Annotated in this window: 22 protein-coding genes, 1 tRNA gene and 1 pseudogene; 15 read left to right on the top strand and 9 right to left on the bottom strand. The window is 31.1% G+C overall.

What is annotated here, in order from left to right; translation table 11 throughout:
• Positions 1–208: 208 nt before the first annotated feature.
• Positions 209–589 (top strand): DUF2268 domain-containing putative Zn-dependent protease, encoded by a 381-nt coding sequence (locus ACWJJ2_RS07590; RefSeq protein WP_216304449.1) that lies wholly within the window; start codon positions 209–211, stop codon positions 587–589.
• A 206-nt stretch (positions 590–795) separates the two neighbouring features.
• On the opposite strand, the gene ACWJJ2_RS07585 is transcribed toward ACWJJ2_RS07590, so the two are convergent.
• From ACWJJ2_RS07585 to ACWJJ2_RS07575, 3 genes are all read right to left on the bottom strand, one after another.
• Positions 796–954: a GNAT family N-acetyltransferase gene (locus ACWJJ2_RS07585; RefSeq protein WP_216304450.1), complete on the bottom strand. Its 159-nt coding sequence runs from the start codon at positions 952–954 to the stop codon at positions 796–798.
• A gap of 98 nt (positions 955–1,052) precedes the next feature.
• A complete protein-coding gene (locus tag ACWJJ2_RS07580; protein WP_216304461.1) occupies positions 1,053–1,748 on the bottom strand; it encodes an aspartate/glutamate racemase family protein in 696 nt (231 codons plus the stop codon).
• A 275-nt stretch (positions 1,749–2,023) separates the two neighbouring features.
• Positions 2,024–2,105 (bottom strand) — tRNA-Leu (locus ACWJJ2_RS07575).
• A 301-nt stretch (positions 2,106–2,406) separates the two neighbouring features.
• On the opposite strand from ACWJJ2_RS07575, the gene ACWJJ2_RS07570 reads away from it, so the two are divergent.
• The 3 genes and pseudogenes from ACWJJ2_RS07570 to ACWJJ2_RS07560 all read left to right on the top strand — a co-directional run.
• Positions 2,407–3,561, top strand: a complete 1,155-nt coding sequence (locus ACWJJ2_RS07570) for a DnaD domain-containing protein (protein ID WP_462954130.1) — start codon at positions 2,407–2,409, stop codon at positions 3,559–3,561.
• Between the two features lie 268 nt (positions 3,562–3,829).
• On the top strand, positions 3,830–4,912 hold the full coding sequence (locus tag ACWJJ2_RS07565; RefSeq protein WP_462954129.1) for an XdhC family protein: 1,083 nt from the start codon (positions 3,830–3,832) through the stop codon (positions 4,910–4,912).
• A 218-nt stretch (positions 4,913–5,130) separates the two neighbouring features.
• Positions 5,131–5,430 (top strand): annotated as a pseudogene (locus ACWJJ2_RS07560) (transposase); the annotation flags it as partial.
• Here the strand turns inward: ACWJJ2_RS07560 and ACWJJ2_RS07555 are convergent.
• Together ACWJJ2_RS07555 and ACWJJ2_RS07550 are read right to left on the bottom strand one after the other, a co-directional pair.
• Positions 5,420–5,869: an HNH endonuclease gene (locus ACWJJ2_RS07555; RefSeq protein WP_442781456.1), complete on the bottom strand. Its 450-nt coding sequence runs from the start codon at positions 5,867–5,869 to the stop codon at positions 5,420–5,422. The pseudogene ACWJJ2_RS07560 and the gene ACWJJ2_RS07555 overlap by 11 nt on opposite strands.
• A gap of 64 nt (positions 5,870–5,933) precedes the next feature.
• A complete protein-coding gene (locus ACWJJ2_RS07550) occupies positions 5,934–6,413 on the bottom strand; it encodes a hypothetical protein (protein ID WP_462954128.1) in 480 nt (159 codons plus the stop codon).
• Positions 6,414–6,863: 450 nt separating this feature from the next.
• Here ACWJJ2_RS07550 and ACWJJ2_RS07545 point away from each other — a divergent pair, with 450 nt between their 5' ends.
• Positions 6,864–7,373, top strand: a complete 510-nt coding sequence (locus tag ACWJJ2_RS07545) for an NUDIX hydrolase (protein WP_462954127.1) — start codon at positions 6,864–6,866, stop codon at positions 7,371–7,373.
• Positions 7,374–7,682: 309 nt separating this feature from the next.
• Here ACWJJ2_RS07545 and ACWJJ2_RS07540 read toward each other — a convergent pair whose 3' ends face one another.
• The 4 genes from ACWJJ2_RS07540 to istA form a co-directional block, all read right to left on the bottom strand.
• The gene (locus ACWJJ2_RS07540) at positions 7,683–8,231 is read right to left on the bottom strand and encodes a DUF6144 family protein (RefSeq protein ID WP_216304458.1); all 549 of its coding nucleotides are present in this window, start codon (positions 8,229–8,231) and stop codon (positions 7,683–7,685) included.
• A gap of 362 nt (positions 8,232–8,593) precedes the next feature.
• Positions 8,594–8,824, bottom strand: a complete 231-nt coding sequence (locus ACWJJ2_RS07535) for a hypothetical protein (RefSeq protein ID WP_366510050.1) — start codon at positions 8,822–8,824, stop codon at positions 8,594–8,596.
• A gap of 803 nt (positions 8,825–9,627) precedes the next feature.
• The gene (istB, locus tag ACWJJ2_RS07530; protein WP_258876041.1) at positions 9,628–10,392 is read right to left on the bottom strand and encodes an IS21-like element helper ATPase IstB; all 765 of its coding nucleotides are present in this window, start codon (positions 10,390–10,392) and stop codon (positions 9,628–9,630) included.
• Positions 10,389–11,984, bottom strand: a complete 1,596-nt coding sequence (gene istA, locus ACWJJ2_RS07525; protein ID WP_462953320.1) for an IS21 family transposase — start codon at positions 11,982–11,984, stop codon at positions 10,389–10,391. The genes istB and istA overlap by 4 nt, the downstream gene beginning before the upstream one ends.
• Positions 11,985–13,069: 1,085 nt before the next feature.
• On the opposite strand from istA, the gene ACWJJ2_RS07520 reads away from it, so the two are divergent.
• The 10 genes from ACWJJ2_RS07520 to ACWJJ2_RS07475 all read left to right on the top strand — a co-directional run bounded on the left by ACWJJ2_RS07520 (position 13,070) and on the right by ACWJJ2_RS07475 (position 23,055).
• Positions 13,070–13,228, top strand: coding sequence for a hypothetical protein (locus ACWJJ2_RS07520; RefSeq protein WP_462953509.1), 159 nt, complete (start codon positions 13,070–13,072; stop codon positions 13,226–13,228).
• 203 nt (positions 13,229–13,431) lie between these two features.
• Entirely contained in the window at positions 13,432–15,249 is a 1,818-nt protein-coding gene (gene ltrA / locus ACWJJ2_RS07515) for a group II intron reverse transcriptase/maturase (protein WP_258876409.1), read from the top strand.
• A 137-nt stretch (positions 15,250–15,386) separates the two neighbouring features.
• Positions 15,387–15,989 (top strand): reverse transcriptase domain-containing protein, encoded by a 603-nt coding sequence (locus ACWJJ2_RS07510; protein WP_253198319.1) that lies wholly within the window; start codon positions 15,387–15,389, stop codon positions 15,987–15,989.
• Positions 15,990–16,540: 551 nt separating this feature from the next.
• Positions 16,541–18,316: a group II intron reverse transcriptase/maturase gene (gene ltrA / locus ACWJJ2_RS07505; protein WP_462953321.1), complete on the top strand. Its 1,776-nt coding sequence runs from the start codon at positions 16,541–16,543 to the stop codon at positions 18,314–18,316.
• A 134-nt stretch (positions 18,317–18,450) separates the two neighbouring features.
• The gene (locus ACWJJ2_RS07500; protein WP_462954126.1) at positions 18,451–18,756 is read left to right on the top strand and encodes a hypothetical protein; all 306 of its coding nucleotides are present in this window, start codon (positions 18,451–18,453) and stop codon (positions 18,754–18,756) included.
• 207 nt (positions 18,757–18,963) lie between these two features.
• Entirely contained in the window at positions 18,964–19,731 is a 768-nt protein-coding gene (locus ACWJJ2_RS07495) for an HNH endonuclease (RefSeq protein WP_366510054.1), read from the top strand.
• Positions 19,732–20,411: 680 nt separating this feature from the next.
• Complete coding sequence (locus ACWJJ2_RS07490) at positions 20,412–21,224, top strand: transposase (RefSeq protein WP_462954125.1); 813 nt, start codon at positions 20,412–20,414, stop codon at positions 21,222–21,224.
• 430 nt (positions 21,225–21,654) lie between these two features.
• Positions 21,655–22,185, top strand: a complete 531-nt coding sequence (locus ACWJJ2_RS07485; RefSeq protein WP_216304632.1) for a hypothetical protein — start codon at positions 21,655–21,657, stop codon at positions 22,183–22,185.
• A 230-nt stretch (positions 22,186–22,415) separates the two neighbouring features.
• Positions 22,416–22,637, top strand: a complete 222-nt coding sequence (locus tag ACWJJ2_RS07480) for a helix-turn-helix transcriptional regulator (protein ID WP_216304634.1) — start codon at positions 22,416–22,418, stop codon at positions 22,635–22,637.
• The gene (locus ACWJJ2_RS07475; protein ID WP_462954124.1) at positions 22,618–23,055 is read left to right on the top strand and encodes a hypothetical protein; all 438 of its coding nucleotides are present in this window, start codon (positions 22,618–22,620) and stop codon (positions 23,053–23,055) included. The genes ACWJJ2_RS07480 and ACWJJ2_RS07475 overlap by 20 nt, the downstream gene beginning before the upstream one ends.
• Positions 23,056–23,250 lie beyond the last annotated feature (195 nt).

Here is a 23,250-nt window from a genome sequence, read left to right as displayed (position 1 = left end):
GGATATTCTAAAAAAAAGGTACTAACAAGCCAAGAGCTAGACACTCCTGATAATTCACATAAGCATCTGGTTATATTTTTAAAGCTATATTTTTCAATAACTTCTTTAATAGTTTTAAAAGCATCACTAGATTTAATTTTGTTATTGACTCTAACGTAACGTAATAGTTTATTGTATAACTATACTAAAAAGAAAAGAGGTGAAAAAAGTGAAAGTTACAGCAATTAGATCCGATGAAATCTATAAAAAAATGATTTCCTCAAAGCTTGAGCAGCGAGATGACATCTATCGATATGAACTGATGAAACCATTTGAATTTAAGTGGTCATGTATTGGTATTCCAATTAAAGCGGATCAGTCAGGTGGTTACGATGTTGTTATGGCAAGCAGTATGGGTGGTGGATTTTCACCAAGCCAAATTAACAGGGAACGTTTGAACAATAATGACTTCAATAAACTTTCAGCATTTCTCTATGGCGATGAAATTATGGCCATGCGTGGTGTAAAGCCAGTTGGTATGCCTTATTGCGCAGGATATGCTTGTGGCTATTATCTAATCAAGCATTATCTTAAAAAGACTGTGTTGTAACCGGCAATCACAAAGGGGAAGATTTCGGCAAACTAAAAGGGTGAATTTCTTCCAGTTCAAAAACTAAGGTTGGTGTAGCGAACTATAGAATAATGGATATATACGTTTATAAAATTTGTTTCGGGGATGTATGTCTTAATGTGTATTTTATAGGAAAGATTGGCTGGTCCCCTAAAAGATATAAAAATATCGAGAACCATCTGTACCTAAATTAATTTTAGTAGCATTAAATAGTCATCTTTTTTTTTAGCTATAATTTTAAATCCTACAGCCTTATACATTCTCACTGCATAATTGTCTTTGGATACACTCAATGATGTTTGGCTGTATCCTTTTTCCTTCAAGTATTCTAATATCTTTTTCATCAAAGATGTTACTATCCCTTGATTGTATATCGACCTAAAATACTCAACAAAATGCTTTTAATCTTTAACTTGTTCTTTATGTTCATGTGCCATAATTATTATTTACCTAAGGCAAATTCAAATGCAGAAATGGCATGTATTGTTGTTGTGTCAAAAACGGGTATATTAACATCTTCTTGTTTTATTAATAAAGGTATTTCAGTACATCCTAATATTATTCCCTCCGCACCTCTTAATGCTAAATTACTTATTATTTTTTTATATTTCTCCTTTGAACCCTCATTTATTATACCTTTGCATAATTCATTATAAATAACCTCATGAACAATTTCTCTCTCATTTTCATCTGGAATAACTACATCAATATTAAATTTTTCTTCTAAGATTTTTTTATAAAAATCTTGCTCCATAGTAAATTTAGTTCCAAGTAATCCAACCTTTTTCATTCCTTTTTGAATTATTTTTTCACCAGTTACTTCGGCTATATGTAAAACTTTTATTCCTACCTTATTTTCTATATCACTTGCCATTTTATGCATTGTATTTGTACATATTACAATAAAATCAGCACCGCTATTTTTAAGTTTTTCAGCAGTATTGACCATAATATTAGTTAATTCTTGCCATTTGTTTTGATGTTGTAATAATTCTATTTCTTGAAAATCCACTGAATACATTACACATTGTGCAGAATGAAGTCCTCCTAATTTTAATTTAGCAGTTTCGTTTATAATTCTGTAATATTCAAGTGATGATTCCCAACTCATTCCACCTATTAAACCAATTGTTTTCAAATTAATCCCTCCTTTATATATAAAATATGCTATTAACTTTAAGGGGTCTGGACAGTACAGTTCCGCAGGTATCATGGCTGTATTATCATCCGCAGTGCTGTTAAATAAAGCTGATGTCCCTTTTACACCATTACCACTCTCTGGCTTCATGATGAAATTTTCTGCGTAAATAAACCTACAAAACTACCCCCTAAGCCTATTTTAACTCGCCTTAAATTACGATTTGTTAATTTAATTAAAAAATAAAAAGCATTCATAAAATGAGTGTTTTTTTGTGCAGATGACCGGAATCGAACCTGCATGCCGTAAAGCGCTAGACCCTGATTCTAGTGCGTCTGCCAATTCCACCACATCTGCATGAATGGTGAGCCTTATGGCAATCAAATTTCTACAATGTTTTGTTTTGCTTAAACTAAATAAAGAAAACCCAAAGTTGAATTAGTATAATAAGTATATTATACACGTTTTGTCTAATCCAGGATTATTATATAACATAATCTGGACGTAAATTTAAAAAGATTTATAAAAAACTTAAAAATATTTAATATTAGGGGGTTCGGATTTGCGATTCTCGTGGCTATTATATATAGGGCTTAATTAAAAGGTGTTAATAGTGTAGATTTGCAGGGACACTAGATATATTAAGGAGGATTAACTAATGGCTAAATACAGACAGATTTATACAGAATTTTGGAGTGATAGCTTTGTGTTTGAACTTACACCAGAGGAAAAATACTTTTATTTATATCTTATTTCAAATACCAAAACAACGCAGTGTGGTATTTATGAAATATCAAAGAAATTTATAGCTACAGAAACTGGGTACAACAGAGATACTGTAGATAAGCTAATTAAAAGATTCTGTGAGTATAACAAAATCTTATACTGTGATGATACGAAAGAGATTATGCTGTTAAATTGGATGAAATACAACGTACCTAACAATATAAACGCTATTAAATGTGTTCATCACGAGTTATCCAGGGTTAAAAATAAAGAATTTCTTAAAATTTTATTTAAAAAATGTGATGTAGCTCAATTAGATGTAGCGAAAATTTTCGAGAACCTCATTATAGAGGAATCTTTTGATATTAATTTTACTGATGATAGAACTTCTGTAAATTGCTACTTAGAAAAAGTGGACAATCATCCCATAAATCTTACTTTAGAAAGAAGCTCTGATGTAATTCCCATGGAAAATATAGAAGACCAAGATAATAATGATTTTCTGAAAAAGGAAGAAATTCAGGAGCCACGTGAATTCATAATTAACAAGGATATTAGTAGGGGCTTACAAGGCCCTTATAAGGGGCTACCAAGTAATAGAATAAGAAGTAATAAAGAAGAATTAATAAATAAAGAACAAGAATTAAGGAATAAAGAAGAAGAAGCATTAACTAAAAAAGAAGCAATAGTCATAAAATATAGAAATAATTCTGCTGCTGCTGATGGTGAGGGCTTAAAAAGTGTACTTAAGGTATTTGAAGAAAACGTACATGCTATCACGCCTTTGGTGTATGAAAAAATATTAGATTTTGCAAAGCAGGTAAGTAGCAAAGTTATCATTATGGCTATTGATGAGGCTGTAGAATATAATGCTAAAACTATAAAGTACATCACTAAAGTACTCAATAGCTGGATAAGTAAAGGCATAAAAACTTCTGAGCAGGTAAAATTCTATCAAAAACAGTGGTCGAGTAAAAAGAGTGGCAGCTCAAGCCATAATGTGAAAAATGGTGGCTTCTGCGACTATGATCAAAGAACATATGATTTCGATCTTCTAGAAAAACAGCTATTAGGACAAGTATACTGATTAGTTATCTTCGGATATTCCCTTAATAACGAATTTTATATTCCAGAGATATGGGTTCAAAGAAATAGTATTAATTATATGGTGAAAGGTTTATTGGAAATGAATTTTCAGTTTTTGTTGTTAACAATATATCCAGCAATGTTATTGAAATTTTAGGATATATTGTTATAATAAAGTAATAGTTTGCTGGTTAATTCACTTGTTTATAGACATAAATAACTTATCAAAGGTGAATTTCAAATGATAATAAACTTGGAGGAATGAAATCATGAATGTAGATACCTATAAAAATTTACTGGATGAAGTGGGCTCAGGAAATAATGCAGTTATTATTACAATGTTGGATAACAAAAATTGTGGAAATAAACCATATCAGAACAAAACACTTTTTACAAAGGAAAGTCTGAATTCCCATAATCGAATATCTGATTTAGATGAATTACTTTACCAAAAGGCAAACTATGCAATAGAAACTGGAATTCTTCAGCTTGTTAAAATTAGTGAAAGTGAAGTTTATTTAATTGAACCATATTTTCCAGAACCACGCTTGATAGTTTTAGGTGGTGGACATATAGCTAAGCCCTTAGCTGAATTTGGTTCAAAAGCAGGTTTTTCAGTTACAGTTATCGATGACAGACCATCATTTGCTAATAGTGAACGATTTCCTACTGCTAAAAAAGTGATTTGTGAGAGTTTCGAGAACTGTTTCGACTTAATTAGTTTAAACAATTCGGCCTATGTTGTTATTGTAACTAGAGGTCATAGGCATGATATGGATTGTCTCAGACAAGTTTTAAAACATGATACTGCATATGTTGGAATGATTGGTTCAAAACGGCGAGTTAAAAGCGTCATGGAGCAAATGGTAAATGAAGGATATACTCAAGAGAAGTTAAACAAAGTCAATGCCCCTATAGGTCTTGAGATAGGAGCAGTAACACCAGAAGAGATAGCGTTTTCTATTATATCTCAGGTCATCAGTTATAGACGACTCGGTGATATAACCAATAGTATTAATAGGCATACGAAAAGTAATTGGCCGGAATTTGACAATGAAGTGTTGATGGAATTGTGCAAAGAAGAAAATTCTCCAAAGGCAATCATTACAATTATTTCTACGAAAGGTTCAGTTCCAAGAAATGCAGGAGCTAAAATGCTTGTATGGCCTTATGGTAAGATTTTAGGGAGTATCGGCGGAGGGTGTAGCGAAGGCACGATAATTAATGACGCCCGTAACTTACTCGGAAATGGTGGGTATCAAATTCAAAACATAGATATGACAGGCGCCATCGCTGAAGATGAAGGGATGGTATGTGGAGGAATCATGGAGGTAATAATAGAATCTTTTTAAACATCACGATAACGATTGCATTTATTTTTAGTTAAACAAAATATACTTGTCCATATCTAAAGTTTACAATTAAAATAATTACAAAAGCTATAAGTCTTAATCTTATTCTTGGTTTATTAGGCCTGTAAATAATTTTGTGTAAACAGAATAAAAAGCACTCTTTCTTGGCAATAATTGAGATAAGCTAATTATCAAAGATTGCAAGGAGGAGTATTTTTATGTCAAACATTTCGAAAGATATTTTAAGGGATTATATCAACGAGCAAAAGTTTACAAGTCCAAATGAGGTTTTAACTGCTATGAAAAGTATGTTTAGAGACGTTCTTCAGGAGACATTAGAAGCAGAAATGGATTCGCAACTTGGATATGATAAATATGATATATCCGAAAAGCGAACTCCAAACAGTAGAAATGGCTATTCTAAAAAAACTGTAAAATCTGAGTTGGGAGCAGTAGATCTTAATATACCTCGTGATAGAAATGGTGAATTTGACCCTAAAATATTGCCTAAGTATCAAATAATGAATCATGCCCTGTGCATAATAACATACCATTATTAACATCTAATCGTTCTATGTTATTACTCTCCTTCCAAGGTTTACAATGACTTGCTATAAATAATTCTTTTATTGTAAGATTACATATCGCACATACACATGAATTTTTTAATAACTTATTTTTAAATAGTCCTTGTCCAACTCTTATCTTAATTATTGCTTCTCTTTCTGTTTCATCCTTAAATTTATTAAGTAAATTATTAATACTGTCTATGTTATCTTTTTGCTCTTGTGATAAACCTTTATTGGTATTAATGTTATGCCTTTTATAATCTGTGGGGTATTCCGGATCATAAATTTTATCTATTTCGTCTAAAATAAGATTTATCTCATCATTAGTTTTAAAAACTAAATTTTTTCTGTTACAGAATTCTTCGTATAACTGATAGTTATTTTTCATATCACATAAATTTGAATAAGCTTTGCACCTTTTGTTATATCTCATCGCGACCTTTAAAAAGTCCTTATCGGTTAGACTCCCATTTCTGTCTTTTATATGTTTTATATAGAAGAACATACCAGATTCCTTTAATGAGTCTGCAGTTACATGTACTCCCAATGTCTGTTTTGCTGTAAGTCTTAATGTAGATGAAATTGTTTTTTTTTTTTTCTCTATAATCTGCTTTTAGGGACTCTTTTACATTATCGAAGACCCTTTCATAAGAAAGACTATCAGTAACCCTATAACCTTTAATTTTTGCCCACTTTATATATCTATCATAAGTACTCATGCCTTGATCACACGATGATTTTGATACAGTTTTAAATAGTTTAAGTAATGTTTCTTTTAATTGGTCATCTGTAAAATTGAAAAACTCATTTTTATTTTTAGGTTGTCTTTCGTACATAATAAGCTCATTTAAAAAATGTTTAGATTGAATTCTACTTGCTTCTTTATTAGAAGCATATTCTTCTTTAATAAAAGCTTGTTTATAAGCTATCACTATTTTTATCCCCCTAAATTAAATCTTTATTGTAATTATATACTTTAAAATGTAATTAATTCATATTAGGGTGATTAAGTACTATCAAACTGCTTGGAAATTTATGAAAGGTAAGTTAAAATAATAATACTAAATATTTATTATTGTATTATAAAGATATAAACCATGCATAAAAGTAGTGTATATTCTCAATTAGACACCTTTTATGCAGTTAAATAGAGCCTTATTGCATATGGAAAAAGTATGAATGAGGGTATATGCTAGATATAGGTACATAACAAATGACGTGAAATTATCCTTTCACTACATTGTGTTTTTTTGATACCTAATATATAACGTAATTTTTAATTTTTATTTATATATATAATTAGGTAAAAATAGTATAATTAGCTAAACATCTATGTCATAATCGTAAAATACTACGAACTAAATATTTTGGAGGAATACATTATGGATGGAATGGATTTAACTTTTAAGACAGAGCAAGGAAAATTTAATTATCGAGTAGGTGCAATTATTCTACATGATAACAAATTATTGATGGTCAAGAATAATAAAGCACCTTATTTTTACAGTGTTGGAGGAAGGGTTAAGCTACATGAATCAGCTGAAGAAGCCGTTGTACGAGAAGTGTATGAAGAAACTGGAATTTATATGAAAATAGAAAGGCTTGGATTTATACATGAGAACTTTTTCACTGAAGATGTTACAAAAGAAAGATTCCATGAACTGTCCTTTTTCTTTTATATGAAAGACATGGATTCCTTGAATACAATTTGCATGAGCTTTACAGAAGATGGAGCAAAAGAAGAATTACAATGGATTCCATTGGATAAAATTTCAGATGTATATCTTTATCCTGAGTTTTTCAAAGAAAAACTGCTTAATCCTGAGTTTTTCAAAGAAAAACTGCTTAATCCATTAGCAACAGTAGAACATATTTTAACTAAAGAGTGGTAATTATTTGAGCACAATGTGAAGTTGAATTGTACTACCATTTTCGAATATGTCGTCTTAAATGATGTCAATATTAAAACAGTTAATTGCATACATAAGAATAACAATGGGGCTATAAGGAAAGCAAATGACGTGAAAGTCATCTTTCACGTCATTTCTCTAAAGAACAAAAGGATGCTTTTCGTAAAATGGATATCACAAATCCTATAGTTGAGGATGGATATATTGGCATTGATACTCAAAAGGACAACATATTAATTTACTACTCCATTCAGATTTGATTGAAGTATTACCTTTATGTAGGGCATTCGCCTATTTCCAAATAGAATCACGAGGAATGATTTTCATAAGACATACATTGTCACCCATTTTTATACTTTTTAATAATTCTACAACGACTTCACATCCAAAAGCTTTTTCGAAAAGAACTTTACTATACCCTGCAGTGCATTGACACCATGTATCCGTATCTAATTTATTCACATCAGCAAGCATGGGACAAGGACAAAACGGAAATTGTAGATAGAGTTCCCCATCTGTGTAAGATAGTCCAGCTGCCTTTGCTTTATCTTGGTTTGCAAATTCTTCTAAATTAGACGATGATGCAACCAGTTCTTGCACTAACGCTAATTTTTCATCCATCCCATATCCACATTGACAGTTCATTCTAATCTGCTTAACGGTAGACCTATCAAAGTTGCTTTCTAGTCTGTTCATGGTGGATTTCACCCATGTCGCATTATCTTCTGATGAAGATAGCTCGTGTTCTCCATATACAATTTTTGTTGCCATTTTATCGTCATGCGCATTTTTTACGGCACCAAAAATTACTTGCTCTTGGATTTTTCTAATATCAAACATATTAAAACCTCATTTTCTCAATTTTTTTGTGAGTTGTCTTTTTACCATACTGCTTACATTATTAAATTGTAGGTGGTGGGGATAGGTACTGTATATCAAAGGTTAACTTTTGCATGAAAAACTCTCCTCCATATTAACAATTAATAGGAAGGATAACGGGTGGATTGTCACAAAATTTTTCCATCATAACTCCTCCTAATCTAGTGTTTTTTCTACTTGAATTGTACCATCCGAGCATTCAAAACTAAACCTTAAAGACAGTTAATAAAAAAAATGAGCCAATACAGTAATAAAACTGCATTGGCTCATTTTGAAAATTAAATACTATTTTTTTTGTTCCCTAATTATCCTTTGTATGCTTTTCAAGGATAAAAAATATTTTTTAGATAAATGTTGTGAATTATGACTCGCCAAATAGTCTTCATAAATATGAGTATTTCGTTATATAATTCTTGTCGGGTAGAGGTTTTGGCTCCCCATTCTTTTTTATTGCTTGGTTTTCTTGGAATATAGATAAACTCACCATCTACATATTCCTGAACCTTTTCGATCAAATTATTAGGGAGTATATACATTGCTTTGTTATAGCTCATCTTTGCCCTCCTAAAGGTTTTGTTTCTATTAGGAATAGCAAAGGCTATGTGTCTTAACTGCTCGTTGCAATAGCCTTTGCTATGCAACAATAACGATTGGATTAAACATACACTTTCAAACCTCCTTTTACAGGATCTTATAAATTATAATATCATACTTATATTACCACATCTGCCATCACTAGCTATTTACTAAAAAAAAAAATCTGCACCATTTATGGTACGGTTCAACTTAACTAATTCTAAATATAACTGAAATATATAGTTATATCACAATCTTTGAATATTACGTCTCAGATAATCTCATATCTAACGATGTGGGGTTTAATATATTTAGATTATATTAATATTCTGAAAGTAACTCAAATGTAATTGAGTTACTTTCACATTGATGCTATTGCCTAATCCTTTAAAATTTCAATTTGAATATAACATAACGTGTTGACTCTTTACTTTGAATGTATTACAAATCAGTCTTAATATAATAATAAGACTCCGCAGTCAAAGGCTGGTCACATCCGATTTTCTCCTTCATTCTTCATACGAAAACCTGATGTGGCACAAGTTCTTTCACTGCTCTAGGTCCCAAAGGAAGCTTTGGACAATGTGCGAGACGTTAATTAGTGAAAAGCTAATTAACCTAACTTTCATGGTTAGGGATAACTGATAATTGAGAAGTAGAATGAAGGGTGTATTTGTCAAGTGAAAACTCCCCCATATTCTAACCCAAAACTCCTCCACCAAAAATTGTAAAAAAAAATAATATTCCCTCCAAATTAATTATATAGTGAAGGGAAATTTTATTATTGTTTTGCGAGCCATTCTTTAGTTTCCTTTAATCTGTAGGAGTTACCATTCATATTTACTATATATGCCTTATGCGTAAGTCTATCGATCATTGCAGCGGTCATAATAGGGTCTTTAAATATCTCATTCCACCTTTCAAAGGATAAATTTGTGGTTACTATAGTTGATTTTCTACCTGCTCTTAATGATAAGTGACTAAATAAAAGTTCTGAACCTTCTTTATCATAAGAAATATATCCCAATTCATCAGCAATAATTAAATCATATTTATCAAATTTATTTTCAAATGCTCTTAATACTTTCTGAGAACGACTTTCTTTTAATTGGGTGATAAGCGATGATACCGTAATAAAAAGAACTTTATAGCCAGCTAAACAAGCTTTTATTCCAAGGCCAATACTCATGTGGGTCTTGCCTGTCCCAGGATTTCCAGCTAAAATTACATTTTGTCCTGTACTAATAAATTCAAGTGAACTTAACGTCTTTAATTTCTTTTTAGCATCAACTGGTAAATCTTCAACTACAAGATCTTCGATATATTTTTTATAAGGAAACTTTGCTATTCTAATTCTATTTTGTTTACTACTTTCACTTCTTAAAACAGATTCTTTTTCCAATAATTTGTAAAGAAATTCTTCATAGCTTATGTCATTAATGCAAGCATCTTTCGCACCCACCTCAAAGTTGTTTTTTATACCTGCAAGTTTAAGATCTATTGCTAATTCTTCAATATCTTTATATAATTTCTTCTTATTTATCATATTATAGCCACCTCATTATTAAAATCTTCCGTTGATATTGGTATTAAAGATTTATACACATCTAGTAAACCGTTAGGTTCAAATTCAACAGTTGAATTTAGTTGGATAACATTATTTTCGATAAAATTAGTATAATCTCTATTACAAATAGACTTTATTTTTTCGGTTGTTATATCCGTAGGATTTATTTTATTTAATAAATTTATTGCATTTAGGACCTTAGAGATATTACTTTTACCTATAAATAAAAGTAATTCTATAAAATCTTTCTCTTTTTTGTTATAATAGGTATCATAGATGTTTTGAATCCTAGGGTCTGCTTGTAGCATTGCAGTGCTTGAAGCTAATGATCCTGGCTTTCTTTTAAAGGTATTAAGATAATGTTCAAGCTTAATAGACCATTCATAAAATCCTAACTTCCTTTCATGGGAAGCTATTTTTTTACCCTCACTAAAGCAAACAATGTCATTGGAATATATTTTTATGAATATTCTTTTTCCAACATATATATCAGGTACAGAATACCGACAGGTATTCACTGAGAATGTCGAATATTTATCCACTCTAGGTTCTTCTATCCTAGCAGTGTCAAGTTTTGCAATATAAGGCCCCATATGTTGTCTTTCCTCATTAAGAATTTCTTTTGCAGTCTTCATATTTTTTATTTTATGTGGTTGGCTATTCAATTTATCGCATGTTTCCATCAGATATTTATTAGCTTCTTCTAATGATTTAAAACTATCATTTTTACAAAAAGACTTACGTCGTACTACCTCTACACTTCGCTCGACATGACCTTTTTCATTTCCAGCTCGAGTATTGCAAAACCTAAAATCAAAGCCATAATACATGGACATTTTAAGCAATGCATCCGTAGGTTCTTTCTCAGTAGGTCCTACAAATTTTTTAACTGCAACTCTCATGTTATCATAAACGATTGTTCTATATACTTGTCCTATATGTTCAAAAAACAAAGCATGAGCTTCTTGAAAACACTCTGAATTTTGTTTAGCAAATAACTGTGCATATCTATAATTCCCTTTTGCAGATGTAAATACAGCCATTTGAAATGTTCTATCCACAGCATTAATAGTTAACTTTACTTCCCCCCAATCAAATTCACAAATATCCCCAAGCTCATATTCTGATTTTATAAATGCCTCGGCTCCATTCTCAAGTAATTTATTTATATAGTTACTCACAGTTGGATAACTTATATCGTAATCGTCTTCTTTTAACGCTTCATATATATCAATTTTCTTTTTTTGCTGCTTATGCCTCCCGGCATGCCGTTTTTGCTGGTTTTCTTCAATATACCCCTTTATCTTATTTATAATTTCATCGGTTAATTTTTTCTTTTTTCTATTTATGCAATTGTATTTAGGTTTCTCAACAATACTGTCCTGAAGTTCTCTTATATCATCAATTCCTCCATTAAAATTCAAAATTTCTTGTCTTGCCACTTCGTATTCTTTAACATATTTACTAATGGTTTTTCTATCAATTCCAGTCTCTCTAGCTATGGACCTTTGAGACTTTCCGTTTAGATGTGCCGATATTATGATGTGTTGTTTTTCACTCAATTTAATCATCTCCATTTCCCCCTCTTATGATGCCTCTCATAAGAAAGTTTACTGTAAGGTGGGGGATATTTCAATTAGAATTGTGGGGTAGTTTTAGATTAACATATACAAAGGGGTAACATCCTGAAATGCTTCCTTTGATACTCCGAATAGCTTTAGATTGATTAAGCAATCTATGGTTATAAGCTCGGTAAAGTCGGCTGAGATTATACCCTAACATTAAGTTGAGGAAAAGCGAACTAGAGGTAGTCGAGTATAAGATAGGTCGGAAGTCCAAAAAAATTACCTATGGTGAGAATGTAAGAAATTACTGACGAAATTCCGAAAGTAAGGGTCTAAACAAGGAATAACTAGAAATGGTTATGACAACTAAGTTTGTCATATGAGGAGATTAGTAAACATGTTGTCTATGAAAATCTCTATACTGTTACAGGCAGTATCAATCATATAGGCTCAGAGGAAACACTTAAGGGTAAAATGCGTATAAAATTATCGGAACGTCGTAAGCCAGTAATATTGAGGTATTAATGCAAATGAGATAGTAGTAAGGAAATTCATAAGATATAACTTACTTTAATACTGGTGAAAGTAGAGCCACAGTATTGATGAAGCTATGATAATAAGTAGTGGAGAGATAGGCTCAAGTCAAGATGTTATTAGAAATGTTAATAGAATTAGAATGTTGTAAGGTTCGAGTAAGACTAAGGTGCGACTTGTTGCTAGACAAAAGTAAGCGTGGGTTTACTACAAAACTAGCCTAATCAGCCAATTAAAACTTGGAAATTAGAACTGTTATTACGATAGGTAGAATGATAGGGTAACGCCTTGAAATGCCTTCACAAAGGTATACGAATAGCGTTTAGCTAAATAAATAGTAAAATGTTATAAGCTCGTTAAAATGCTTGAGAGCTACCGTAAGTAGAAGAAAAATAATCCCTACACGAAATGCGAACCAGAGGTGGTCGAGTAGTGATAGAGCCAGTGTCTATAAAATATCTATGGTTAGGATGTTCCATAAGGAACTGACGAAATCGGGAAGGTAAGGGTCTTAACTTACGATACTTAGAAATGAGTATAACACATAAGTGTAGTAAGTGTGGATAAGTAAAACTTTTAGTTATGAAAGTCCATATAATGTTATAGGCATTATCAAGCTTACAGGCTCATACCGATTACCTAAGGATATATGTAAAGATAGTAATAATGGAACAAGGGAAACTTGGAATACGGAGGTTTTACTACCAATGAAGTAGTGATAAGGAAAACGTAAGTATAACTTATCTTAATCCAAGCGAAAGTGGTGGCATAAAGCAAAGATGAATATTGTAATGATGTTCTAGCAATAGCCACTAGACAAAATGTTGATTAAAAATTAAATACTGAATAATTTCAAGGTTCGAGTAAGAAGAAGAGATATGAAACCGAAATTGTGCAAACAAAGGAGGAAGTAATAGACTTGAAGGAAAGCTTAAAATTAGAGAAAAAGCAAAAACTAAGAAATAATGAATATTACGCAATGCAACCAATACTTGACGAATTGTATAAGAAAGCTTGTAGTAAAAATAAATTTACAAACTTGATGCAGTATATAACGTCTAAAGAAAATATTTTACTAGCATATAGAAATATTAAGAAAAATAAAGGTTCAGCAACAGTTGGAACGGATAAACTTAATATAGATTTCTTTAAGGAAATGGATAATGATGAATTTGTGAAATATATACAAAATAAATTCAAAAATTATTTTCCCAAAAGTGTTCGCAGAGTAGATATTCCAAAACCAAATGGTAAAACTAGACCTCTAGGAATACCATGTATAGATGATAGAATAATGCAACAATGTATTAAACAAATAATTGAACCAATATGTGAAGCTAAATTTCACAAACATAGTTATGGTTTTAGACCGAATAGGTCAACAGAACATGCTATTGCAAGATGTATGAGTTTAATGAATCAAGCTAAATTACACTACGTTGTAGATGTAGATGTAAAAGGCTTCTTTGATAACGTAAACCATAGTAAACTAAAAAAGCAACTATGGAATATGGGAATACAAGATAAAAACCTCATAAGCATCATTGGTAAAATTCTTAAATCAGAAATACAAGGAATTGGAATACCGACAAAAGGAACGCCTCAAGGGGGCATAATTAGTCCATTATTAGCCAATGTGGTATTAAATGAACTTGATTGGTGGATAAGTTCTCAATGGGAAACATTTGTGACAAAACATAAATACTCTAAACCTGAACACAGATATAATGCCCAAAAGAAAACTAATTTAAAAGAAATTTGGTTCGTAAGATATGCAGATGATTTTAAAATATTTTGCAGAGATGCTAAAACTGCTCAAAAAATCTATAATGCTACAAGAAAATGGTTAGAAGAAAGATTAGGGTTAGAAATTAGTCCTGATAAATCTAAGATAACTAATCTAAGAAAGAATTATACAGAGTTTTTAGGTTTTAAACTAATGGTTAAACCTAAAAAGAATAAGTATGTATGTCAAAGTAGAATGTGTGATAAATCTGTTCAAAAGACTATTAATAAGTTAAAAGAACAAATTAAAATAGCACAAAAAAAATGTATTGCAAAAGAAATATCAAAGTTAAACTCCATAATATTAGGAAGTCACAACTACTACAGGTGTGCTACCAATGTTGTAAAGAATTTTGGTTACATTAACTTCTTAGTTACAAAAACCTTAGAAATACGATTAAGGAATTATATATCGGATAAACCGAAACTTTCGGAAACCTATAAACGGTTATACGGTCAATATAAAGGTAAAATAAGAACGATACAAGGAATGACTATATTTCCAATCTATGGTTGTAGAACTAAAGTCGCATTATGTTTTAATCAAGTGAAATGCAATTATACTGAAAAAGGAAGAAAGGCAATCCATGTACAACTTAAAGGTAGTAGCATTAAACTAATAAAATACTATTTGAGCACTGTACACGAAAGTCAGACAACTGAATTGAGTGATAATAGTATTTCACTTATAGCAGGACAACAAGGCATGTGTTACGTTACTGGTGAGCCACTAGAAATTGGAAATATGGAATGTCACCACAAGATGCCTAAACAATTAGGCGGAATGGATGAATATAAAAATCTTGTATGGTTAAAAATGAGTGCACATAAATTAATACATTGCACACTACCCACAACTATTGAAAAATATCTAGGTTTATTGTCCCTTGATGAAAAAGGGTTAAAGCGAATTAATTCTCTAAGAAAGCAAGTAGGAAATTCAGTTATTTAATTAAATAAAAACAAATTGTTGGAACGCCGTATGAGCTGGAAACTCTCACGTACGGTGTGAGGTGGGGGAAAAGTTGGAGATAACTTCAAAGATTTACCTATCACTATAGAAATACGAAATCGTAAGGAGAAGTAGTATTGACTTACACGACACAGGATAAGAAAATTAAGAAGAAACAAAAACTAAGAAACAATGAGTATTATAACACTCAAAAAATGCAAGACAAACTTTATGAAGAAAGTTGCAAAGGAAGAACATTCAAGAGATTAATGCCTTTAATTTGTGCAGAAGAAAATATACTTCTTGCATATAGGAATATTAAACAAAATACTGGAAGCAATACAGAAGGCACAGATGGTATGACTATTAGAAATATAGAAAATTTACCGTCTCAACTTGTAGTGAATACAGTTAAAGCGATGCTTAGTGATTTTAACCCTGGTACAGTTAGAAGAGTTTTTATTCCTAAGTCCAATGGAAATTTACGACCACTAGGAATACCTACTATGTGGGACAGACTGCTACAACAGTCAATAAAGCAAGTACTTGAACCCATTTGTGAAGCAAAATTTCATAAGCATAGTTATGGATTTAGACCAAACAGAAGTACCAAACATGCTATAGCTAAATCCATGTTATTTATCCACTTCAACAAACTACACTATGTGGTTGATATAGACATTAAAGGATTTTTTGGTGCGACAAGAAGTGACTTCTTCCGCAATTGTCAGTGGATATAGTTAATCCTATATCCTATCCTAGTTGAAAGGATATCCCTATCTGAAACTGCAAGGGAAGTAATTCCTTTGTGGGTTGCATGAGGAAATACCTAATCAATGTCTAGTATCCGAGACAAAGTTGGTTAAGGGAAGAATGGTATGGTTAATGCAAATGAATTCTGTATAAAGTGTCGAAACCTTTGACAATAGTTGGGATATATTTGCTATTGATGTAGATAGGAAAATATGTATCGAAGTGCATATAGGCATCAACCCATATATCTACCGGCATATAAGGAAGACCTAACCCATTCGTGTCTGACAGAAGTCAAACTTGGTAAGCCCAATGTGGTCCATAAAAATGGTAAGCCTTCCGCAAGGAAAGCCTAATTTCCACAGTGGGTAAAGGATGTTGAAATAAGCAAATGCCCTTAAGTCGAAAGACAACAGGAAAGGAAATAACTGGAGGGATAGTGATTTTTTTTTCACACTCGAAAGAGAGCTGAATTTCTAAACAGGTATGCAACATGATATAAAGCGTAAAGTAATGTCCAAAAGGGAGGTAACAGTCGATGAATGCTTCTAAACAGAAGTCCGCATTATCTAACACTAATAATCAATGGCAACAGTTTGACTGGAAATCCATTGAAAAATATGTAGGGAAATTACAACAACGAATATATCATGCCGAAAAACTTGGACAAAAAAGAAAAGTAAGAGACTTACAAAGGTTACTTATTCACAGTCAAGGTGCTTTGTTACTATCAATTAAACGAGTTACTCAATCTAATAAAGGAAAAAAAACAGCTGGTGTGGATGGATTTGTAGCATTGAATTCAAAAGCAAGATATAACCTCTATGTAAAAATGCAAAAAATGAGTATATATTTACACAAACCTAAACCAGCATATCGAGTTTACATAAAGAAAAAAAATGGCAAGTTACGACCTTTAGGTATTCCCACAATCATTGATAGAGTATATCAAAATATTGTTAAAATATCATTAGAACCTCAATGGGAAGTTCGTTTTGAACCCACTATGTATGGATTTAGACCTCAAAGAAGTTGTCAAGACGCCATCCTGAGAATTTATCTTTCCTTGGCGAGGAAAAAGAGACAATGGATATTTGAGGGTGATTTTAAGAACTGTTTTGGAACGTTAAATCATGACTACATCATGGAACAAATAGGAACATTTCCAGCTAATGAAATCATTTATAACTGGCTGAAAGCAGGCTATGTTGATAACAATATTTTCAATGAAACAGATAATGGAACACCTCAAGGCTCGATTGCGTCACCGTTACTTGCTAATATTGCACTTAATGGAATGGGAAAGGCTCTTGGCGTCAAGTACAAAACAACACAGACTGCTACCGGCGTTATTAAGTATGAAAATAGAGGGAAATATACACTATCTGTTTATGCTGATGATTTTGTAATTATGTGCTATACAAAAGAAGATGCAGAAAATGTATATAATTCATTATCCGGTTACTTAAATGCAAGAGGTTTAGAACTTGCAGAAGAAAAAACGAAAATAACAAATGTGGCAGAGGGATTTGACTTTTTAGGCTTTAATATTAGAACATATAAAAACGGAAATAAAACCAAACTCCTAATTAAACCATCCCAAAAGAGTATTAAAACTCTAAAAAGTAAAATATCAGATAAATTTAAAGAGTGTACTGGAAATAATGTAGGAGATTTAATTAGAAAGCTTAATCCTGTTGTTATAGGAACAGCCAATTATTGGAATACACAAGTAGCTAAAGAAATCTTTGGCGATATAGATAATTATCTATGGATAAAAACCAGACGATTCCTTAATAGGTTGCATCCAAAGAAAAGTAATAAATGGAAAAAGAGTCAATATTTCAAACCGGATATAGCAGGACAAAGTAAGGATAAATGGATACTTACAGACCCGATTACAGGCAGACAGTTAACTAAAATGAAGTGGACGCCGATTGTCAGACATGTACTTATAAAGCATGACTTTACTCCTTTTGATGAAAGACTTAATGATTATTTTCAAAAGAGAAAGACTAAAGAATTCGATAAAAATAATATTAAATCGAGACAAAAATTAGCTAAAAAACAGAAATACTTATGCCCTTTATGTAAAAAAGATATTACAAATGGAAAAGAAATCCTGGTAACTCACTATAAAATACCTAAAATATTTGGTGGTACTAATGAATATAAAAATATACAACTGGTACACAAAAGCTGTGATGAAGAGTATAGTAATTACTTTTCTAGCACATTAACAGAACCAAATAAAAAGCAAATATTTGACTGCCACAAAAGTATACTGAATAAGAAACTTGCAGGAATAATTTGAACAGAAGTCTCGGATGAAAGCATGCTCGAGCCGTATATATGGAAACATATAAGTACGGTTCCAAGGGGAGTAGGGAGCAGTAATGCTCCACTCTTACCCGACACAATGTTAATCATGGTAAGTTGCTGAAGCAAATGTGGTACCTAGGAATACGGGACAAACAGCTGATCAGTGTAATTTCAAAAATGTTAAAAGGGCAAATTGAAGGTGAAGAACCCCCAACCAAGGGAACACCTCAAGGGGGCATCTTGTCCCCACTTTTATCTAATATTGTACTAAACGAGTTAGATTGGTGGGTTAGTAGTCAGTGGGAAAATATGAAAACTACCTCCGAATATAAATCATACAAAATTAGAGAAGGCAAAAAGGTATATGACCAAACAAATAAAATTGTAGCATTAAAGAAAATCGCTCTTAAAGAATGTTACATTGTGAGGTAGGCTGATGACTTTAAAGTCTTCTGTAGAGATTATAAATCAGCCCAAAGGGTTTTTATTGCTGTAAAGCAGTGGCTAAAAGAAAGATTAGGTCTTGATATAAGTCCTGAAAAATCTAAAGTTACCAATCTCAGAAAGAATTACACTGAATTTCTAGGAATTAAACTAAAAGCAACACCTAAAAAGAATAAGTGTGTCTGCAAATCTCATATGACTAATAAAGCAATAAATGAAACTATCAAAAATTTTAAAGATAGTATCACGAGAATTCAACAAAATTCTAGCATTGAGCAGGTTAATAAATTTAACAGCCAAATATTAGGAAAGCATATTTATTATAATATGGCAACTCATATAAGTGAAGATTTTAGTAAAATTAGTTTCTTAGTCACAAAAATCCTATACAACAGATTGCACAAACTAAGTAAATTTGAAGGTGTAAAAGGCAAAACCTATATGAGATATTATGGGAATTATAACCTTAAAACATATTTTATTAGGGGCAGACCTATCTTCCCTATTGCAGGTATCAAAACAAATCCTACTATGAGTTTTAACCAAGATACCTGTAACTATACTGAACAAGGAAGATTAAAAATACACAAAAATCAAAAATGTGTTAATGCAGAAATATTGAGATATCTTATGATAAATCCAGTAAGAGGACAATCGGTAGAATACAATGACAACAGACAAAGTTTATACACTGCCCAGAAAGGTTGCTGTGGAGTTACAGGGAAACCTTTAAAAATTCATAGTATGGAATGTCATCATAAAATACCTAAAGAAAAGGGAGGAACAGATGACTATAGCAACCTAATATTGCTGAATCATCACGTACATAAACTTGTTCATGTAGTTGTAGAAAACACAATTAATAAATATATAGTAAATCTCAATCTTGATGAAAAGGCTCTTAATAAGATTAATTCACTTAGACAGAAAGTCGGAAATTCTAAAGTTCTACTAACTAAGTAAAATAAATTAAAATTCTTGATGGAACGCCGTATGAAGTGAAAGTTTCACGTACGGTGTGGACTGGGGAAAAGGTAGCGATAATTTCAAAGCCTTACCTATCAGTATCTTACTCACTGCCCAGAAGTAAATTAATCTATTAAAGTACCTAATCATTAATTTTTCTATTTAGTCTTAGTAGCAGTCAGTAAACTAGTCCAAAGCAAATGAAATATTCCCCCTTCCCCCAAGGGTAACAAGCCCTACTGCAATGCAGCAGGACTTGTTTTTGTCTTCAAAATACTAATATTTAAAAAAATCTACATGTTTTAAAGGTAAAACCTCGCGACCCTCGGGTGAAAAATGGACAGGTTTTTCACCTCAGATTAACATATCAGTAACTTTTGTTTCATGAATTTAGAGTTTCAATAAAACAAATTTATAATAGAGGTCAAAAAACTCGTCCATTTTTCACGGCAAATAGACAGGCCTACCCGCCACTTCGTCCCTCAGTAGCTAGGCTCGTCCATTTGCCAGCATCCTACAAGTTTTAAAAAAGTAATTAGTTATCATGTTTTCCTTCTTGGATATCGAAATATTATTATAGTAAATAGATTTTATAAAACTTTATTATAATAATTATTATATTTTATATCTACTATAGTTACTAGTAGTATAGAGATTTCGGAAGGATAAGTTATTTTTTGGACATAGAAGATAGAGAAGCGTTTTACATATCAAGACTCAAACCTAATATAGCAGTATATATAGAAAATAAGGATATAGAGTACTATAAGAATGGCGCTCCTAAAAAATCAAGCCTTTTAAAAAGAATCTATATTTCTGACATAATGAAACAGATGGCCGAGGGGGACCGTTATGAAATTAAGGATGTCTATGTAGGCAAGGAAAAGACGCTAAAAACAAGGCTTATTTTATATAAACTAACAAATGATCAATTGAAAAAAAGAACAGAAAAATCTGTGAAGAATGCTAAAAAAAAGGGTATAGAAAAAAGTAATAATACGATTGAATTATTAGGTATATCTATTTATATAACGAATATTAAGGAAGAAGTTTTAAGTTCAAAGCAGGTTCATGAGTTTTACAGTTTAAGATGGCAGATCGAAATAATATTTAAAACGTGGAAATCCATATTTAGTATACAGGTTGTAAAGTTAGTTAAAATAGAACGGTTTCAATGTCAGCTTTATGGAAAACTTATTTTGCTACTAATAAGCTCTGCTGTAATGTTTAAAATGAGGACTTTAGCTTTAGAAAATAAAGGCCTTGAAGCCAGTGAAATTAAAACTTGTGAAATAGTTCATGAATATATTGATAGTCTATATTTTGAGCTTATCAAATTCCCTAATAAAGTTCTCGATACCTTAAAATTAATATTTGAAAATGTAGTTAGGAATGGTCTGAAATCTCATAAAAAGGATAAGAAAACTGTTTTTGATATTCTTGGAGTTTGTTATAAATTAACATCATCGCAGGCTAAAGTTGCAGCATAAAACAACTTGATAAAATTGTAAAAGCCCCACTATATACGTGGCTTTTTTTGGTGTACCCTAAAATTGTTTGAATACTATTGTACACTTAAAATTTACCATTAAAATTTATCAAAATAAATTTCGATGGTAAAATATAGTATTTAATAATGACTTACTAATATTCAATATGGCTTAGCTTGATGGCTATGGTGCCATACCCCTATATGAGACTATTATAAGCAATTTAAGAAAAAACAGTTACCTATTTCAATTAAATTGAATTTATGGTAACTGTTTTTCTTTAATGGGACTTTTGCACAAATCGCGAGCACTACCCCTACAGGGTCACGAAAACCACATTTTTATATTGAATTATACGGTTTAATGGTATATTATATTAAATAAGGAATAATTTTTATATTTAATATAATAAAAAGGAGTGAATATTAATATGCATAAAAAACTAATTTCATTATGTTTGATTTGTAGCTTACTTGGGAGTAGCGCTACTGTTTTTGCAGCGACAAATAGTAATTATACAGTGAATGTATCTTCAATAAATGCCACTACTGTAACTAAATCTACTACTGCAACACAAAATGAGGCAATTAAAACTCAAATGAAAATTAATGAGACAATTGCTAATAAGGCACTTGCTAATAAAGGAAATGCTAAAGATATAATTGATAATGGCTCTGTCAGGAATACAAGGAGTGTCCCATCAGCAGCTGCTAAAAAGGCTGTTAAAGCAGCTGCAAAATGGATGAAAGCTAATAAGGCTAAAGTTATTAAAGCTATCCCTGCTCCATTAAAAAAGTATGTTACTTTTGATGCATTAACTAAAGCTATTGATGCTTATACCAATTATTCCGATTCAATTCATAATTTCTTAACGAGTGTTGTTGACAAGATGTTACCTGAATGGGCAGAAATTTCAATACCTGGAATTGTAGCTTTACTCGAGTTACTTTTACCATTTTAATAAAATCACACTAGAATCTCATATTTGGACAAGCTTAATAGTGTCGAGTTTTTAATATGATATGAACTGCTTGTAGTTCATATCATATTAAAAAAATATAAAAGAGTAAAACTTATTGATTTAGGTTTTGCTCTTTTATATTTTTTGTGTTGACAATACAATATGTTTATATTATCATGAAGCTAACTTCACGTCAAGTAAGCTTCATATTGTGGAAAGAAGGTGGATTGTTGAAAAATAAAATTAAAGAATTACGAATAAAAAAAAATATGACACAGCAACAATTGGCTGACTTGGTTTTCGTTTCAAATAGAACTATTATATCTCTTGAAAAAGAGCAGTATAATCCATCTATTATGTTGGCATATAAAATTGCACTTGTTTTTAATACTACCATAGAAAAATTATATGATTTGGAGGGGAATTTAAAAAATGAAAAAAAAGATATATAATAAAAAAGGTTTTTGGAGTGGTGTTTCTTTTATTTTATTAGCAGTTGGCTATATTATAATCTTGATAAATAATTGGGATAATATGAATTCAATAAGAAATGGTAAAAGTATTTTATTCACTATTATTTGTGCGTTAATTGGTATTGTGCGAATATATAGAGGAATAGATAGTAAGTGTGCAAAAGATGATCATCAGGACGATGATGAAAGAAAAAAACTGGTTATACTCAAAACTGAAAGTAGCACTTATAAAATTACATTTAATATTAGTATTGTCTTAACTTTATTATTAGCAGTTGCCATAGGAGTTACTAAAAATAATGATTTATCAGGTGTTTTTGTAGGAGTAGCAATTATGCCAACTATTATGATTATTTCTTATATGTTTGCTAATTATTATCATAATAAACGCAATTAAATCATAATAAATATACCAATGAAAATACAACTAATTTATTAGTTGTCAGGGTTTGGCACATTCAGTTATACGATAGCATTTTAAATTATGAATAACTTAATTTTGAATGTTACTTAATACTAATATTTGATATTGTTATGTAATATATTACTTTTAAGTACACCTAGATGCCGTTACTGCCTCATACTAACATAC

This window comes from Clostridium sp. CM039, from assembly GCF_055081075.1.
This window is presented reverse-complemented; position numbering and strand designations above follow the sequence as displayed.

Bases quoted from the DNA above. Each gene is read 5' to 3' on its own strand.
- ACWJJ2_RS07540 (WP_216304458.1), bottom strand. From the start codon at position 8,231: ATGTTTGATATTAGAAAAATCCAAGAGCAAGTAATTTTTGGTGCCGTA.
- ACWJJ2_RS07555 (WP_442781456.1), bottom strand. From the start codon at position 5,869: ATGAAAAATAACTATCAGTTATACGAAGAATTCTGTAACAGAAAAAAT.
- ACWJJ2_RS07500 (WP_462954126.1), top strand. From the start codon at position 18,451: ATGTGGTACCTAGGAATACGGGACAAACAGCTGATCAGTGTAATTTCA.
- ACWJJ2_RS07475 (WP_462954124.1), top strand. From the start codon at position 22,618: ATGAAAAAAAAGATATATAATAAAAAAGGTTTTTGGAGTGGTGTTTCT.
- ACWJJ2_RS07565 (WP_462954129.1), top strand. From the start codon at position 3,830: ATGAATGTAGATACCTATAAAAATTTACTGGATGAAGTGGGCTCAGGA.
- ACWJJ2_RS07585 (WP_216304450.1), bottom strand. From the start codon at position 954: ATGAAAAAGATATTAGAATACTTGAAGGAAAAAGGATACAGCCAAACA.
- ACWJJ2_RS07570 (WP_462954130.1), top strand. From the start codon at position 2,407: ATGGCTAAATACAGACAGATTTATACAGAATTTTGGAGTGATAGCTTT.
- istA (WP_462953320.1), bottom strand. From the start codon at position 11,984: ATGATTAAATTGAGTGAAAAACAACACATCATAATATCGGCACATCTA.
- ltrA (WP_462953321.1), top strand. From the start codon at position 16,541: ATGAATGCTTCTAAACAGAAGTCCGCATTATCTAACACTAATAATCAA.
- ACWJJ2_RS07545 (WP_462954127.1), top strand. From the start codon at position 6,864: ATGGATGGAATGGATTTAACTTTTAAGACAGAGCAAGGAAAATTTAAT.
- istB (WP_258876041.1), bottom strand. From the start codon at position 10,392: ATGATAAATAAGAAGAAATTATATAAAGATATTGAAGAATTAGCAATA.
- ACWJJ2_RS07535 (WP_366510050.1), bottom strand. From the start codon at position 8,824: ATGAGCTATAACAAAGCAATGTATATACTCCCTAATAATTTGATCGAA.
- ACWJJ2_RS07485 (WP_216304632.1), top strand. From the start codon at position 21,655: ATGCATAAAAAACTAATTTCATTATGTTTGATTTGTAGCTTACTTGGG.
- ACWJJ2_RS07495 (WP_366510054.1), top strand. From the start codon at position 18,964: ATGACTAATAAAGCAATAAATGAAACTATCAAAAATTTTAAAGATAGT.